General features: G+C 72.7%; 13 protein-coding genes. 4 read left to right on the top strand and 9 right to left on the bottom strand.

The window, feature by feature from the left end; genetic code table 11:
* Positions 1 to 55: 55 nt before the first annotated feature.
* On the top strand, positions 56 to 1,003 hold the full coding sequence (locus ACLQ22_RS13690; protein WP_425692587.1) for a threonine ammonia-lyase: 948 nt from the start codon (positions 56 to 58) through the stop codon (positions 1,001 to 1,003).
* Positions 1,004 to 1,076: 73 nt separating this feature from the next.
* On the opposite strand, the gene ACLQ22_RS13685 is transcribed toward ACLQ22_RS13690, so the two are convergent.
* On the bottom strand, positions 1,077 to 1,427 hold the full coding sequence (locus ACLQ22_RS13685) for a DUF2203 domain-containing protein (protein ID WP_425692586.1): 351 nt from the start codon (positions 1,425 to 1,427) through the stop codon (positions 1,077 to 1,079).
* Positions 1,428 to 1,597: 170 nt separating this feature from the next.
* Here ACLQ22_RS13685 and ACLQ22_RS13680 point away from each other — a divergent pair, with 170 nt between their 5' ends.
* Positions 1,598 to 2,890 (top strand): exo-beta-N-acetylmuramidase NamZ family protein, encoded by a 1,293-nt coding sequence (locus ACLQ22_RS13680; protein WP_425692585.1) that lies wholly within the window; start codon positions 1,598 to 1,600, stop codon positions 2,888 to 2,890.
* 177 nt (positions 2,891 to 3,067) lie between these two features.
* Here ACLQ22_RS13680 and ACLQ22_RS13675 read toward each other — a convergent pair whose 3' ends face one another.
* The 6 genes from ACLQ22_RS13675 to ACLQ22_RS13650 all read right to left on the bottom strand — a co-directional run bounded on the left by ACLQ22_RS13675 (position 3,068) and on the right by ACLQ22_RS13650 (position 7,384).
* A complete protein-coding gene (locus ACLQ22_RS13675) occupies positions 3,068 to 3,631 on the bottom strand; it encodes a PIN domain-containing protein (protein ID WP_425692584.1) in 564 nt (187 codons plus the stop codon).
* Positions 3,631 to 3,948: a helix-turn-helix domain-containing protein gene (locus ACLQ22_RS13670; RefSeq protein WP_425692583.1), complete on the bottom strand. Its 318-nt coding sequence runs from the start codon at positions 3,946 to 3,948 to the stop codon at positions 3,631 to 3,633. Before ACLQ22_RS13670 ends, ACLQ22_RS13675 begins: the two co-directional genes overlap by 1 nt.
* A 276-nt stretch (positions 3,949 to 4,224) precedes the next feature.
* Positions 4,225 to 5,043 (bottom strand): pyrroline-5-carboxylate reductase, encoded by an 819-nt coding sequence (proC, locus tag ACLQ22_RS13665; RefSeq protein WP_425692582.1) that lies wholly within the window; start codon positions 5,041 to 5,043, stop codon positions 4,225 to 4,227.
* Between the two features lie 72 nt (positions 5,044 to 5,115).
* A complete protein-coding gene (locus tag ACLQ22_RS13660; protein ID WP_121400914.1) occupies positions 5,116 to 6,144 on the bottom strand; it encodes a 6-phosphofructokinase in 1,029 nt (342 codons plus the stop codon).
* Positions 6,145 to 6,322: 178 nt separating this feature from the next.
* Complete coding sequence (locus tag ACLQ22_RS13655; protein ID WP_416604873.1) at positions 6,323 to 6,826, bottom strand: pyridoxamine 5'-phosphate oxidase family protein; 504 nt, start codon at positions 6,824 to 6,826, stop codon at positions 6,323 to 6,325.
* A gap of 60 nt (positions 6,827 to 6,886) precedes the next feature.
* Positions 6,887 to 7,384, bottom strand: a complete 498-nt coding sequence (locus ACLQ22_RS13650; RefSeq protein WP_425692581.1) for a polyadenylate-specific 3'-exoribonuclease AS — start codon at positions 7,382 to 7,384, stop codon at positions 6,887 to 6,889.
* Between the two features lie 251 nt (positions 7,385 to 7,635).
* Here ACLQ22_RS13650 and ACLQ22_RS13645 point away from each other — a divergent pair, with 251 nt between their 5' ends.
* Positions 7,636 to 8,328 (top strand): Crp/Fnr family transcriptional regulator, encoded by a 693-nt coding sequence (locus ACLQ22_RS13645; protein ID WP_121400498.1) that lies wholly within the window; start codon positions 7,636 to 7,638, stop codon positions 8,326 to 8,328.
* A gap of 53 nt (positions 8,329 to 8,381) precedes the next feature.
* Here ACLQ22_RS13645 and ACLQ22_RS13640 read toward each other — a convergent pair whose 3' ends face one another.
* Positions 8,382 to 8,591 (bottom strand): hypothetical protein, encoded by a 210-nt coding sequence (locus tag ACLQ22_RS13640; RefSeq protein WP_088999193.1) that lies wholly within the window; start codon positions 8,589 to 8,591, stop codon positions 8,382 to 8,384.
* A 163-nt stretch (positions 8,592 to 8,754) separates the two neighbouring features.
* On the opposite strand from ACLQ22_RS13640, the gene ACLQ22_RS13635 reads away from it, so the two are divergent.
* Positions 8,755 to 12,309: an ATP-binding protein gene (locus ACLQ22_RS13635; RefSeq protein WP_425692580.1), complete on the top strand. Its 3,555-nt coding sequence runs from the start codon at positions 8,755 to 8,757 to the stop codon at positions 12,307 to 12,309.
* A gap of 25 nt (positions 12,310 to 12,334) precedes the next feature.
* Here the strand turns inward: ACLQ22_RS13635 and ACLQ22_RS13630 are convergent, their stop codons facing one another.
* Entirely contained in the window at positions 12,335 to 13,042 is a 708-nt protein-coding gene (locus tag ACLQ22_RS13630; protein ID WP_366642008.1) for a lysophospholipid acyltransferase family protein, read from the bottom strand.
* Positions 13,043 to 13,107 lie beyond the last annotated feature (65 nt).

Below are 13,107 nucleotides of genomic sequence, written 5' to 3'. Positions count from 1 at the left end.
GCGTCACCGTCACCACGGGCGGTGCGACCGGCCGGGGTCGGGCTAGGCTGCGGCCGTGCAGCTCACCACCGTGGACGACATCATCACGGCCGAGAGGCGCATCGAGGGGCGGGTCGTCCGCACGCCGCTGCTGCCCTGCCCCCGCCTCGGCGACCCGCTCCGGCTCGACCTCGCGGTCAAGGCGGAGAACCTCCAGCACACCGGCAGCTTCAAGGTGCGGGGCGCGCTGAACGCGCTGCTCGCCCGCGTCGAACGGGAGGGGGCGCCCGCCGGGCTGACCGCCTTCTCCGCCGGCAACCACGCGGCGGCCGTGGCCTTCGCCGGTCGCGCCTTCGGCCTGTCGACGGTCGTCTGCATGCCACCCCACGCGGTGCCGACCAAGATCGAGGCGGTCCGGCGGTACGGCGGCGAGGTCGTCCTCACCGACGACCTGCTGGGCTCCTGCCAGGCCCTCGCGGCGGAGCGCGGCTACCACCTCCTGCACCCGTTCGACGAGCCGGACGTCATCGCCGGCCAGGCCACCGTCGGCAGGGAGATCCTGGCCGACGGCCCGCCGCCGGAGCTGGTCCTCGTCCCGGTGGGCGGTGGCGGGCTGATCAGCGGGGTGGCGTCGGTGGTCCGGGCGGCCGTCCCCACCGCCCGAATCGTCGGGGTCGAGCCGGCCACCGCCAACGCGGTCGGCCACGCGCTGCGCACCAACGGCGACGCCCTCGCGGCACGGCCGACCTCCATCGCCGACGGGCTGGCGGCGCCGTTCGCCGGGCGGCACACCCTGGCGCACGTCCGCGCGCTGGTGGACGAGGTGGTCGAGGTGTCCGAGGAGGACATCCGGGCCGCCTGGTGGGAGCTGCTGGACGCGACGAAGCTCCTGGTCGAGCCGTCCGCCGCCGTCACCCTCGCCGCGCTGCGGGCCGGCCTGGTCGACGCCGCGCCGGGCACCCGTACCGTGCTGGTCCTCAGCGGCGGGAACGTCTCCCCGGCCATGCTCGCGTCCCTGGCCTGAGCGCCACCGGCGCGGGCGACGGGCCCGGCCCGCCTTCCCCCACCGACCCGGGCGGGGTGACCCCGCCGGCGGATCAGACCGGGCGGCGGCCGGCGAAGCCGCACTCCAGCCGGTGGTACCAACGCACGTCGGTGTCCCCCTCCAGCCAGCACCAGAGCACCGGCCGGCCGTCGCGCTCGCCGGGGAAGTCGAGCAGCACCGGCGCGATGCCCTTGACCTGGATGTCGTGGGAGTGCAGCTCCTCGACGAGGGCGTGCAGCCGCGCCTCCAGCCCTTTGACCTCAGCCAGCCCGCCGAGCGGGCTGACGCCCCGGTCGGCCAGGTCGACGCGCAGCTCGGCCAGGTCGGCCCGCAGCCGGATCAGCTCGTCGACGCGCGGGCGCAGGGTGGCGATCAGGTGGCGGGCCTGGGCGAGGGTGAACACCGGGCCAGTATGGAGCACCGCCCGACCGGTGGGTCCGCACCACGCGCCACCGGATCGGCGGTTCCGACAGCGCCGCCGGCCGACCCCGTCCACCCCGGCTTTGTAGCTAACCTTCCTTGACGGGGCATCAACGTGTAGCTAAGTTTCGACCAAACCGAGGGAGGGTCGACATGGAGCGAAGGAAGTTCCTGGCCGGAGCGGGTGCGGTGACCGCTGGCGCGGTCGCGGCGACGGCATCCGGCGCGGCCGGTCACGCCGCGCCCGGCATCCGCCGCGTGGAGACCGGGCTCGACGTGCTCGTCCGGTCCGACTTCGCCGAACTGGCCGGCCAGCGGGTCGGGGTGATCTCGAACCCCACCGGCGTGGACTCGGCCTACCGGCACCTGGTCGACCTGATGCACGCCTCCGGCACGGTGCGGCTGGCCGCCGCGTTCGGCCCCGAGCACGGCTTCCGCGGCTCGGCGCAGGCCGGGGGCAGCGAGGGCACCGGCATCGACGCCCGCACCGGGATCACCGTCTACGACGCGTACGGCGCCTCGCTGGCCAAGTGGGAGACCATGTTCACCCAGGCCGGCGTCGACACCGTCGTCTTCGACATCCAGGACGTCGGCGCCCGCTTCTACACGTACATCTGGACCATGTACACCTCGATGATGGCTGCGGCCCGGACCGGCAAGCGGTACGTGGTGCTGGACCGGCCGAACCCGGTCGGCGGTCGGGCCTACGGGCCGATGATGACCGCCGGCTACACCTCCGGGGTGGGGCTGAAGGAGATCGTCCAGCAGCACGGGATGACCGTCGGCGAGCTGGCCCGGTTCTTCAACGCCGAGTTCCTGCCCGCCGAGGCCGGCCGCCAGGTGGACCTGCACGTCGTGGAGTGCCGGCACTGGAAGCGCGACAAGCTGGCCGCCGACACCGACCTGCCCTGGGTGCTGCCCAGCCCGAACATGCCCACCACGGACACCGCGCTGGTCTACCCCGGCACCGGCCTGTTCGAGGGCGTCGCCTCGCTCACCGAGGGCCGGGGCACCTGCAAGCCGTTCGAGCTCATCGGCGGGCTGGCCGAGGACTTCGACTACCACTGGTCCGACCGGCTCAACGCCCGCGAGCTGCCCGGCGTCGAGTTCCGCGAGGCGTACTTCACGCCGACGTCCGCCGGGCAGAAGCCCGCGCTGCTCAACAAGCTCTGCGCGGGGGTCGAGGTCAAGGTCGTCGACCGCGCGCAGTACGACCCGATCCGCACGGCGGTCGCGATGCTGGTGGAGGCGCACAAGTACGAGGCGTTCGCGTGGCGGCGCGACTCGTGGGACGCCGTGCGGCCGTACTGGATCGACAAGCTGACCGGGTCGCCGCGACTGCGCACGATGATCGACGCGGGCGCAGACGTGGACGACGTGGTCGGCGCCTGGGCCGACGAGCTGGCGGACTTCAACCGCCGCCGCAAGCCCCACCTGCTCTACTGATGATCCGGCCGGCCAAGGCGCCGACCCGGGCAATAAGGCTGGCCGGGTCGGCGTCGAGGTCGAGCGCATGGCAGACGTTCTCGATCCCGGCGTTGCGGACCACATGACGGGCAGGCGGCTGCTCCCCGGAGGATCGACGGCGGTGGCGAGCTACGGGTCCTCGGCGTTGGCAGGCAGTTACCGCCCGCCTGCCATCTCGAGAGAAACCCTATGGGCGAACCGGATCGCCCGGCATCCGGCGAGGCCACTCAGGACATCATCGATAGTGAGCTTGGGGCGCTCACCCCTGCCGGTCGCCTCCGCCTGGTCCGCGATGATGTCCAGGATCCGATTCGGCGACTCGTCCAGCAGCGTGCACAGGAAATCGTCCGGGTGCAGCACCTCGATGGCGTACGGAGCAAGCGCATGGTCCGGAAAGTCACGAAGGTTGGCCGTGACGATCGCCTCCGCGTCGGCTGCCACGGCGGCGGCGAGCACGTGACGGTCTTTGGGATGGTTGGTCATCTCGTTGATGAGGTGCTCATACCCGGAGACCATCGCTTCCGGAAAGTGCTCCCGCATGACCTCGACCCGGCGCTCAGCCTTGGCTCCGAGAACCGACGGCGGAAGGTTGCGACGCATCTCGTCAAGGATCGTCCGAGCCCAGACCGGGCGATACAGGTCCTGCTCGGCGCAGCGCAGAGGGGTGTCGGCGAGCACGCTCGGCACGAGAACGCAGGCGTCCAAGACGGCAACGATCATCAATTGCCGTCACGCGCTGGTTGATCGGCTGACGGCTGACGGCCACGCCGGATCGCCTCGTCGTAGACGCCCATGTCGATCGCGTCCGCAGTCAGCTCGTCCAGAGCCTCACGGCGCGCCCTCGATCGCCGCTCCTTGTAAGCCAGCACGTCATGCAATGCGACTCGCCGGCTGGAATTGGGGCGGGTATAGGGCAGCACACCGTCGTTCATCAGCTTGACCACCGTGGGCCTGGTGACGCCGAGGATCGCGGCGGCCTCTCCGGTCGACAGTTCGACGTTCTCCGGCGTAGGACGGGTGCACCGAGTGCGTTTCACCCGCTCGCAGGAAGTCGTGGGCCAACCAGCCGCCAAGGGCCACCGCGATGGCGGCGCCTGCGATCAGCGGTCGAACGGGACGACGGTTCAAGCTCACTCCCCCACGCATCGGCGTAGGCCGAGGCCATATCAGCTTGGACGCCGATCGGGCTTGACGCGTTTCACCGACTCACCGTGTGGGACCTCGGGCGTGGGCGTGGCGGGCGGCATGGACGGTCAGCAGTGCCGGCCGCCCGATCACGGGGCGGGCACTGGTCCACGTACGGCGTGGAAGAGTTAGTCGGCCTGGGCCGCCAGTTCGCGGGCGCGGTCGCGGGCCGCTTCCAGCGCGGCGAGCAGCGCCGCGCGTACGCCGTGCTTCTCCAGCTCGCGCACGGCGGAGATGGTGGTGCCGGCCGGCGAGGTGACCGCCTCGCGCAGCTTCACCGGGTGCTCGCCGGAGTCGCGCAGCATCACGGCCGAGCCGATCGCGGTCTGCACGATCAGCTCGTGCGCGATCTGCCGGGGCAAACCGAGCAGGATGCCGGCGTCGATCATCGCCTCGACGAGCAGGTAGAAGTACGCCGGCCCGGAGCCGGAGAGCGCGGTCACCGCGTCCTGCTGGGACTCGGGCACCCGGACGGTCGACCCCAGCGGCTTGAACATCTCCTCGGCCAGCGCGAGGTGCGTGCCGGTGGCGTGGGCGCCGGCGGAGATCGCCGTCATCGCCTGGTCCACCAGGGCCGGGGTGTTGGTCATCACCCGCACCACGGGCGTGCCCTCGGGCAGGCGGCGGTTGAAGAAGCTGGTCGGCAGGCCGGCGCAGAGCGAGATGATTAGCTTGTCGGCGGGCACCTTCGGCCCGATCTCCTCCAGCAGCGTCGCCGCGTCCTGCGGCTTGACCGAGACGGCGAGCACGTCCGCCTCGGCCACGGCGGTGAGGTTGTCGACCACCCGTACCCCGTAGCGGGCGGTCAGCTCCTCGGCGCGGGCGGGTCGGCGGGCGGTGGCCAGCAGCCGGTCCACCGGCCAGCCCGAGCGCAGCAGCCCGGAGAGCATCAGCTCGCCGATCTTGCCGGCCCCGATCACCGCGACCGTGTGCACCGAACCCGCCATCGCCGTCGTACCCCCTCGCGGTGAGCCGGCGTCGCGACGGGCCGGACGGCCCGCCGCGACGCCACGGATGGATCAGCTGCCGAAGAAGACCTCGGCCTCGGCGTACCGCTCCAGCGGCACGGTCTTCAGCTCGCGGGTGGCGTCGGCCAGCGGAACGCGGACGATGTCCGTGCTCTGCATGGCGACCATCTTGCCCCAGTCGCCCTCGTGGACCGCGTCGATCGCCTGGAGGCCGAGCCGGGTGGCGAGCACCCGGTCGAAGGCGCTCGGGGTGCCGCCGCGCTGGATGTGCCCGAGCACGACCGTGCGGGCCTCCTTGCCGGTCTTGGCCTCCAGCTGCTCGGCGAGCCACTGGCCGATGCCGCCGAGGCGGACGTGGCCGAACGCGTCGAGCTCCTGGTTGTGCAGGACCATCTGGCCGTCCAGCGGCTGGGCGCCCTCGGCGACCACGACGATCGGGGCGTACTGGTGCTGGAAGCGCTTCTCGACGTAGCCGGCGACCTGCTCGACGTCGAACTGCCGCTCCGGCAGCAGGATCACGTTGGCGCCGCCGGCCAGGCCGGCGTGCAGGGCGATCCAGCCGGCGTGCCGGCCCATCACCTCGACCACCAGGGTGCGGTGGTGGCTCTCGGCGGTGGTGTGCAGCCGGTCGATCGCCTCCATCGCGATGTTGACGGCGGTGTCGAAGCCGAAGGTGTAGTCGGTGGCGCCGAGGTCGTTGTCGATCGTCTTCGGCACGCCGATCACGTGGACGCCGAGCTCGTGCAGCTTGGTGGCCACGCCGAGGGTGTCCTCGCCGCCGATCGCGATGAGCGCGTCCACGCCCTGCGCGGCGAGGTTCTCCTTGATCCGCTCGACGCCGTTCTCGATCTTGAAGGGGTTCGTCCGGGACGAACCGAGGATGGTGCCGCCGCGCGGCAGGATGCCGCGGACCTCCGCGATGCCCAGGGGGCGGGACAGGCCCTCCAACGGGCCCTTCCAGCCGTCCCGGAAACCCACGAACTCGTGGCCGTAGCTGGCGACGCCCTTGCGGACCACCGCCCGGATGACCGCGTTGAGACCTGGGCAGTCGCCGCCGCCGGTGAGCACGCCGATACGCATGATCTGCTCATCCTCCTGGAGCATCAGGTGTAGCCCGATTTGCCCCAGGATATGTGTCGAATCAGACCATCGGCGCCGTTGCCGGCCCGGGGCGGGCCGTCAGTGCGCACTGTAGTCGTCGCTGGCGCACGTCGACACCGCGCCCCGGGCCGGTCCCACCGGCCGGTCGGCCTACCGGTCAGTAGCTGACCTCGTGGTTCTCCCCCGCCTTCGGCGGCTTGCCGGTCACCGCCGCCTTGGCGTAGCCGAACAGGTTGACCACGGTGCTCGACGGCGAGTCCCAGTACTCCGCGGAGCTGGCGTGGACCTTGACCAGGGTGAGCCCGGGAGTCTCCAGCCCGTCCGGGAACCAGGCCTTGAGCACCGGGTTCCACAGCTCCTCGGCCTTCGCCCGGTCGTACCCCTCCCGGGCCGTGCCCGAGACCGACACCCAGGCGTTGCGCCGGGAGTCGGAGAAGGAGACGTTGACCTCCGGGTTCACGCGGATCTGTCGGACCTTGGCGGAGTCGGCGTACGCGAAGAACCACAGGTCGCCGTCGAACTCCGCCTCCTGCAGGCCCATCGGACGGCTCACCATCCGGCCGTCCACGGCGGTCGTGGTGAGCATGCAGATGCGCGCCTCCCGGACCAGCTCGGTCACCCGGCGCCGGGCCTCGGCGGCGTTGGTCGGTTCGTTGCTCATGGGACTCTCCCTCACATCGGCTCGACGTCGCACCGGTGCCCGGGACAGAACCGACCAAACCTACGAACCGGTCATCGCCCGCCATCGGGCCAGGTTGTGCCGGGCGTCGACCAGCGCGTCGTGGCGCGCCGCGTCGGCGTCCGGCAGCGGCGGCCGGCCCCGGTCGTCCCAGATCTGGCGCAGGTCCTTGGTGAACCGGGGGATCTCCCGGGGCAGCGCCGGCATGGCGCCCCACAGCTGGGCCAGGGCGACGTGGTCGTACGCGGCGTACCAGGCCCAGAGCTCCAACTGCTCGCCCGGGCGGTCGCGGACCGGCTCGACGAGGAAGTCGTACAGCTCGTCGCGGATGCGCTCGCGGGAACGCCAGGCGCGGTTCGCCGGGGAGGGCAGCTTGTCGAGCACGTTGCGGCGCACCCAGGGCACGGCCCGCGAGTCGTCGAACTCGGTCGAGACGGCGTAGAACTCGCGGCCGTACTCGTCGACGACGCCGATCGACACCAGGTCGACGAGCCGGCCGTCCTCGATGAACTCGCAGTCGTAGAAATAGCGGTAGACCATCACCGGTCATCCTCGCCCACGCCCGTCGCTGCCGGGCCACCGGGGCGGCCGGACGCCGCCCACCACACCGATCGCCGCAGCTCGGGAGTGTCACGGAAGTGATTTGAGGGGTGTACAGCAAGCGACCGGACCGTCATGATCTGATGTGTACCGCTACCGGACGCCGAACCGGTGTCAGTTCACCTCGTCGAGGGCCTTCAGGTTCACCCGGTGAGCGAGTTGTGGTCCTTGACCGGGGGAGGGGTTGGGCCGTGGAGATGCGCCTTCCGGAGCCGGGTGACGCGCTCACGGGTGTGGAGATGTTCGCCGGGCTGGAGCCGGAGGTCCGGCAGCGGGTGATCGCCGCGGCGGTCCCCCGGACATACCGCAAGGGTCAGCTGCTCTTCGTCGAGAACGACCCCGGCGAGTCCCTCATCGTCCTGCGTCGGGGCGCGGTCGCGGTCTTCCGCACCGCGCCGACCGGCGAGCGCGCGGTGCTGTCGGTGATCCGTCCGCCGGACGTGCTGGGCGAGGTCTCCCTGCTCGACGCCTCCACCCGCTCCGCCTCGGCCGAGGCGATCGAGGACTGCGCCGCGCTCGCGCTGTCCCGGGGCGCGTTCATGGAGCTGGTGCACTCCAACCCGCGCATCCTCGACGCGGTGATGCGCTCGCTCGGCGGGCTGATCCGCCGGCTGACCGAGCAGAACGCCGACCACGTCTTCCTGGACCTGCCCGGCCGGGTGGCCAAGACCCTGGTCCGGCTGGCCGGCGAGAGCCAGGCCCCGATGATCACCATCGAGCTCAACCAGAGCCAGCTCGCGGAGATGGCCGGCGGCTCGCGGCAGAGCGTCAACCAGGCGATCGGGTCGTTCGCCAACCGGGGTTGGCTGCGCACCGAGGGCCGGCGGATCGTGGTCACCGACGTGGCGGCGCTGCGCCGCCGCGCCGGCATGAGCGAGCGCTGAGGCGTACGCGAAAAAGGGCCGGAGCGGCTGCTCCGGCCCTTTCGTGCGGGGTGTCAGGGAGTGTTGCTGCCCGGCCCGACCCAGTTGGTGCTGCCCGGCCCGACCCACTCCGTGCCGTCCTTGCCGCCACCGGACTGCTCGCTGACGATCCCCTGCGCCTGGAGCGCGGCCAACGTGGCGGCGTCCACGTCGACGGAGTCGCCCGCGAGGTGGCTCACCCCGTTGCCGTCGGTCCAGTCACTCTGCAACATCACGTACACCATCGGGAATCCCCCTGCGGTCAATGGTCGACATTCAGCCGCCTGACTGTAACCGCAGGACCGGCCGGTGGACTGTCCACAAGCCAACAGCCCGGTACCCGACAGCTGGACAGACGGCGATACTGACACCGGAACGGTGCCGCCTCCGGCACCGGCGGGATCGCGAGTGGAGGGTGTCATCGCCACGCAGTGTGACCGCTGTGGACGCACGGCCGCCGCGGGCGACCGCTTCTGCGGCGGCTGCGGCAACGAGCTGGGCGCCGTCTGTCCGCACTGCCTGCGCCCGCTCGCCCAGGACGTGGCGTTCTGCACCTCCTGCGGTGCCGCCCGGCCGGGCAGCGAGCGGCAGCCGGCCCCGCAGGAGGACCGCCGCCGCGTCAGCGTGCTCTTCGTCGACCTGATCGACTTCACCCCGTACGTCGAGCGGGCGGACCCGGAGCTGGTCCGCGGCATGCAGACCGGGTTCTTCTCGGCCGCCCGCCGCGTCGTGGGGCAGTACGGCGGGGTGGTGGAGAAGTACATCGGCGACGCGGTGATGGCCCTGTTCGGCGCGCCCGTGGCGACCGAGACCGACGCGCTGCGCTGCGTGCGGGCGGGCCTGGAGCTGCAACGGGTGCTGACCCGCTTCGCCCCCACCGGCGCGGACGCGCTGCGCTTCCGGGTCGGGGTGGCCACCGGCGAGGCGCTTGTCGACGTGGCCGCCGCCCGCGACGGCGGCCAGGCGATCGTGGCCGGCGACGTGGTCAACACGGCCTCCCGGATGCAGTCCGTCGCGCCGCCCGGCGGGGTGCTGGTCTGCGGCGTGACGCACGCCCTCACCCGGGACGCGATCCGCTATTCGGAGCAGCCGCCGGTCACCCTGCGCGGGCGGTCGACGACGACCGAGGTGTGGCTGGCCCTGTCCCCGGTGCGCCGGCAGCCGACCGACCGGCAGCCGGACGTCACGCCGCTGATCGACCGGGAGCACGAGCTGGGGATGCTGGTCAACGCCCTGCACCGGTCGTTGCGCGACCGGCGCCCGCAGGTGGTGACCGTCTTCGGCCGGGCCGGGCTGGGCAAGAGCCGGCTGGTCCGGGAGCTGTACCGACACGTGGACCAGCTGGTCGACGAGCCGCTGACCTGGCGGATCGGGCGGTGCCCCCCGTTCGGCGAGAACGTGACGTTCGCGGCGCTGGCCGACATCGTCAAGGCCGAGGCCGGCATCCTGGACACCGACCCGGCGTCGAGCGCCGCGCAGCGGCTCGCCTCCGCCGTCGGTGAGCTGGTCGGCCCCGGCGAGCGACAACGCCTCGTCGACGCCCTGCGGCCGCTGGTGGGCCTGCCGGGGACCGCGCTGCCGGCCGAGGAGACCGAGTCGGCCTGGCGACGTTTCCTGCTCGCCCTGGCCGCCCGCCGGCCGACCGTGCTGGTCTTCGAGGACCTGCACTGGGCCGACGACGCGATGCTGCGCTTCGTGGAGCTGCTCGGCACCGCCGCCCGGGAGGTGCCGCTGCTGCTCCTCTGCACCGCCCGGCCGGAACTCGTCGACCGGGACCCGAGCTGGGCGGGGACGATCACCGGCTCGGTGACCATCACCCTGCCCCCGCTGCGGGACACGGGCATCGCCGCGCTCTACGCCCACATGTTCGGCCGGGCGGCCTTCTCCGCCGACATGCTCACCCCGCTGATCGAGGTGGCCGGCGGCAACCCGCTCTACGCCCACGAGTACGTCCGGATGCTCATCGAGCAGGGCGCGCTGCGCCAGTCCGTGCGGGGCTGGTCGCTGGAGAAGCACCTCGACCTGCCGATGCCGGAGAGCGTGCACGCCGTCATCGCCAACCGCATCGACCTGCTCGACGCCAAGGAGCGCACGGTGCTGCTGGCCGCCGCCGTGGTCGGCGTGCAGTTCTGGCCGGGGGCCGTGGCCGCCGCGCTCGGGCAGCCCGTCGAGTCGGTGGAGCGCGCGCTGCGCCGGCTCGAGCAGCGCGACTTCGTGCACGAGCAGGCCGCCTCCACGATGGCCGGGCAGCCGGAGTACCGGTTCCGGCACGTGCTGGTGCGCGACGTCTGCTACCAGCGGCTGCCCCGTACCGAGCGGGTGGCGCGGCACGAGCGGACGGCGCAGTGGCTGGACATGCTCTCGCAGAGCCGGGACACCGACCTGGCCGAGGTGCTGGCCCACCACCGGTGGGCGGCCCACGAGATCGCCCGGTCGCTGGGCATGGAGGTCGGCCGGTTCGCCGGCCCCGCCCGGGCCGCGCTGCACCGGGCGGCCCGCCGGGCGTACGCGCTGCACAGTCTCGACGTCGCGGCGAGCCACGCGGGCCGGGCGCTCGGGCTGGCCGACGACTCCGACCCGGTCGGCCGGCTCCAGCTGGAGCTGCTCAGCACGGAGATCTCCTTCTACCGGGACGGCAACGGCTTCCTCTCCGGGGGCGGCCCCGAGCAGGTGCAGGCGCTCGCCGAACGGCTGCTGGCGCACGGCGACGACGCCTGCGCGGCGCGCGCCTGGACGCTGCTCGGTCAGGCCGCGTGGCTGCGGGCCGACCGGGCCGCCGCCCTGGCCTGCCTGGACCGGGCCGTGCAGCTCTTCGCCCCGCTGCCGGACAGTCCCCAGAAGGCGGACGCCTACGCCGAGCTGGGCCGGCTGCACATGCTGAACTACGAGCGGGATCCGGCGGTCGTCGCGGCCGAACGGGCGGCGGAGATCGGCGAGCGGCTGGGGCTCACCGAGACCCGCACCAACGCCCAGATCACCTCGGCCATCGCCCGCTACCAGGCGGGCGACCGGTCCGGCCTGGACGAGCTGCACGCGATCGTCGAGGTCAGCCGCGCCAACCAGCTGATCGCCCTGCCCCGGGCCATCCAGAACCTCGTCTACGCCGTCTGCGAGGAGGGCGACTGGCTGCGCTCCGACGCCCTGCTCTCGTCGCTGCCGACGCGCAAGGCCAGCGGGCAGACGCTGACCACGAGCTACTCGGCGGAGGCGATGCGCGCCTGGTTCGAGGGCGACTTCGACCGGCTGCTGGCCGCCGCCGAGGCCTTCGTGGACACCCCGACCGGCAGCTGGGACATGCAGGTGCGTGGCCTGCGCTCCTGCCTGCTGGTGCTGCGGGGCGGGCGGGTGCCGCCGGCGCGCTCCCAGGACGGCGCCACCGCGTTCCGCGACGACGTGGCGGCCGCGCTCGACGCCGCGCGGCGCAGCGGCTTCCACCGGCTGCACTGGACGATGCTGGGGATGGGCGCGCTGTGCCGCGCGTTGCAGGGGCACCGGGAGGAGGCGGCGACGCTGATCGACGAGCTGGCCGACTCCTGGTCGGCGGTGCCGGCCCTGGCCAGCGGCGAGTGGATCGCGGCGGCCGGGTACGCGGCCAGCCTCGCCGGGCGGGACTCGGCGGCCCGGGTACGCGCGATGCTGGACCGGGTGGGTCACCGCACGCCCTGGTCGGAGGCGGCGCGGCGGACGGTGACCGGCGCGCTGGCCGCCGCGGACGGCGACCACCGGCGGGCCGCGGAGCTGCATCTGGCCGGCGCCGAGATCTACGCCGGCATCCCGGACGTGACCGACCGGATGCTGGCGCTGACCTTCGCGACGGTGGAGCTGGAGCGGGCCGGCGAGTCGACGGCGGGCCGCGCGGAGCTGGCCGAGCTGCGCGCGTTCGCGCTGCGCAACGACGCCCCCGTCCTGCTGGACCTGGCCCGCCCCCCGACGACCACCGCCGACACCGCCCTGGCCTGCTGATCGGGTTACGCGGGCGGGCGGCCCGTCAGGCGGGGACCGGCTCGCGGGGGGCCGGGCCGGCGGGCGGGTTCTTGGCCTTCTGGGCGTACATGTCGACGTACTCGCGGCCGGAGAGCTCCATCAGCTCGTACATGATCTCGTCGGTCACCGCGCGCTCGACGTACCGGTCACCGGCCAGCCCGGCGTAGCGCGAGAAGTCCAGCGGCGGGCCGAACCGGATCCGCACCCGGGCGATCTTGGGGATCAGCTTGCCGGGCGGCTGGATCTCGTCGGCGTTGAGCATCGCCGTCGGGATCACCAGGGCGCCGCTCTCCAGGGCCAGCCGGGCCACGCCGGTCTTGCCCCGGTAGAGCCGCCCGTCCGGCGAGCGGGTGCCCTCGGGATAGATGCCGGCGATGCCACCGGCGCGCAGCACCCGCAGCTGGGTGTCCAGGGCGGCCCTGGCCGCCCGGCCGCCCGAGCGGTCGACCGGGATGGTGCCGGAGCCGACGAAGAACATCTTCGTCAGCCAGCCCTTGAGGCCCTTGCCGGTGAAGTACTCGGCCTTGGCGATGAACGTCACCCGCCGCTTCACCACCAGCGGCGTGAAGATCGAGTCGGAGAACGACAGGTGGTTGCTGGCGAGGATCACCGGCCCGGTGTCGGGCACGTGGTGCAGCCCCTCGACCTGCGGGCGGAAGACCAGCCTCAGCAGCGGGCCGAGGAGCACGTACTTCATCAGCCAGTACAGCACCGGCGTCCTTTCCCAGAGGTGGTCGCGACGCCGCCGCGTCGCCGCGGGCCGTCGTGGGCATGAGC

Origin of the sequence: Micromonospora sp. DT178 (genome assembly GCF_049841695.1) — a bacterium.
Taxonomy (GTDB): Bacteria; Actinomycetota; Actinomycetes; order Mycobacteriales; family Micromonosporaceae; genus Micromonospora.
The sequence above is the reverse complement of the archived record's forward strand: the minus strand, read 5'-3'. Positions and strand labels throughout refer to the sequence as shown.